The sequence below is a fragment of the Halorubrum sp. SD683 genome (genome assembly GCF_002135045.1).
Taxonomy (GTDB): domain Archaea; phylum Halobacteriota; class Halobacteria; order Halobacteriales; family Haloferacaceae; genus Halorubrum; species Halorubrum ezzemoulense.
Map to the genome: position 1 here is coordinate 1 of NZ_NEWJ01000133.1, position 1,934 is coordinate 1,934.

2 protein-coding genes and 1 pseudogene are annotated in these 1,934 nt (G+C 73.3%); 1 reads left to right on the top strand and 2 read right to left on the bottom strand.

Going from position 1 to position 1,934, the window contains the following annotated elements:
- Both B9G49_RS15965 and B9G49_RS15970 read right to left on the bottom strand, forming a co-directional pair.
- A partial coding sequence (locus tag B9G49_RS15965; RefSeq protein ID WP_086217023.1) for a M48 family metalloprotease occupies positions 1-735 on the bottom strand: 735 nt, incomplete at its 3' end.
- Positions 736-766: 31 nt separating this feature from the next.
- Positions 767-1,534 (bottom strand): hypothetical protein, encoded by a 768-nt coding sequence (locus B9G49_RS15970; protein WP_086217024.1) that lies wholly within the window; start codon positions 1,532-1,534, stop codon positions 767-769.
- A 117-nt stretch (positions 1,535-1,651) separates the two neighbouring features.
- On the opposite strand from B9G49_RS15970, the pseudogene B9G49_RS15975 reads away from it, so the two are divergent.
- A pseudogene (locus tag B9G49_RS15975) lies at positions 1,652-1,934 on the top strand (TIGR04206 family protein); the annotation flags it as partial.

The following is a 1,934-nucleotide window of genomic DNA, read 5'->3' on the forward strand; positions in this document are numbered from 1 at the left end:
GACCGTGATCACGACGAGACCGACCAGCAGCCCGCGGCCGTCGCGGTTCCCGCCGCCCCCGCCACCGGCCCCGAGGAACCTGACCAGTCCGTAGAGGACGTAGGAGGCGAGGACGGCGAGGTAGTAGGTGACGGTCGGCAACACCCACGCGACGGTCATCAGGCTCGCGTCCCGGTTGGCGAGGTGCGACAGCTCGTGGGCGAGCACGGCCTCCAGCTCTTCGTCGCCGAGCCGGTCGAGCAGCCCGGTCGTGACGACGACGGTGCCGTCGCCGGGGGTCCCGACCGCGAACGCGTTCGGGATTTCGGTGTGTTTGACGGCGACATCGGGACCGGGCACGTCGGCCTGCGCGGCCAGCCGCGTCACCGCGGCGTGGAGTTCCGGGTACTCGTCTGCCGAGACGCGCCGCGCGCCGACCGACCGGAGCACGGTCCGCGGCCCGTAGCGGTACTGGACCGCTAGCCCGCCGAGGACGACGACCGCGAGGAAGACGGGGTCGACGTACACCTCGCCGGTGTAGGGGCGCTCGTTCGCCCACTCCAAGAGTGGGAGGCCGACCGCGTTGATCAGGAAAACGAACGCGTACACGAACGCGAACGGGAGCGCGACCACCAGCGCGGTCGCGACGAGCATCCGGATCCGGAGCCCGCGGTCAGCGCCGAGCGCGCCGGAGCCGGGAGCGCCCCGGGGCGGCGACCGCTCGTCGCTCCCGAACGAGGGAATGGAGGGCGACATCGGTGTCGATCGGCCGGTTCGACTCCGACCGTTAAATGCTCTCGGTCGGCGTCGAACACCGCAGACAGAGGATCCCGGTGCCGGCCCAGTTCACGTGGGTCGACCCGCAGTTCGGACAGCGGTTCCCGTCGTTGTTGTACTCGGTCGTCCCTCGGGGCGCGGCGAGGTGGCCGTCATCAACCGCGCGCTCGATCAGGCCGCGGAACCGCTGCTTCTTGAATCGGGCGCGGTGCGCGAGGAAATCGCCCGGGCGGTCGGGGTCGGCGCCGTGGAGGTCCTCCCACTTGATCGCGATCTCGCCGTCCGCCTGTCCCCGCGCGACCTGCTTGATCGTCGCGGCCGCGGCCTCAAAGAGCGGCGTCGTCGCGAGCGCCTGCGGCGCGTCGACGCCGTCGTCCGCCGCCTCGTAGCGCGCCGCCGCGTCGTCGTACGCGTCGTCGGCGCCGCCCAGCCCGCCGGCGACCCGGAAGTCTGCGACGAACTCGCTCAGGCAGGCCCCCTGCCCCGGCTCGTCGAGGACGCGTCCGAAGTCGCGGCTCGCGGCGATCCCCTCAACCGCGCGCTGGGTCGCGCGACCGTCGGCGCCCGCGACGCGGTACGCGACCGCCGCGGCGAGCAGCTGTTGGAGCCCCTGTCCGATCCACCCCTTCTCGTCGGGCTCGAAGGGGTCGACCTCCGGCCGCGGGTCGGCTAGCACGCGTCGCCCCCCGCGGGTGTAGCGGTCGCCCGCCCGCTCGTACGCTCGCGCCGCCAGCGCGTCGACCGCCGCGTCGTGGTGGCCGCCGTCGTCAGTGTTCACACCCTGCTTACGGGCGGCGATGAGTTACGCTTGACGGGGACCGCTCGCGCGGCGGCACCGACGCACCGCCGCCCCGACGCCCCGACCATACTTACTTCCGGGCGTCGAACCGCTCGCATGGAGAGACCGGACGGCGCTTCGGGGTCGGGGGCAGGGTCGGGGTCGCAGTCGCCGGCCGAATCGACCGCACGGCCGGAGGCGGAATCGAGGCCCCGACCCGCGTCGAAGCCGGACGGCCCGTCGACCAGCGGGCGCGTCGAATGGCTCCTCGCCGCCGCGTTGCTCGCGGTCCCGATGGCGGTCGTGCCCGGCGGCGACGGGACCGCGACGCTGGTGAGCCTCTGGGGATTCGTGACGCTCGGCGCCGACGGCGGGATCGGCGGGTACCCGGTGTGGTCGT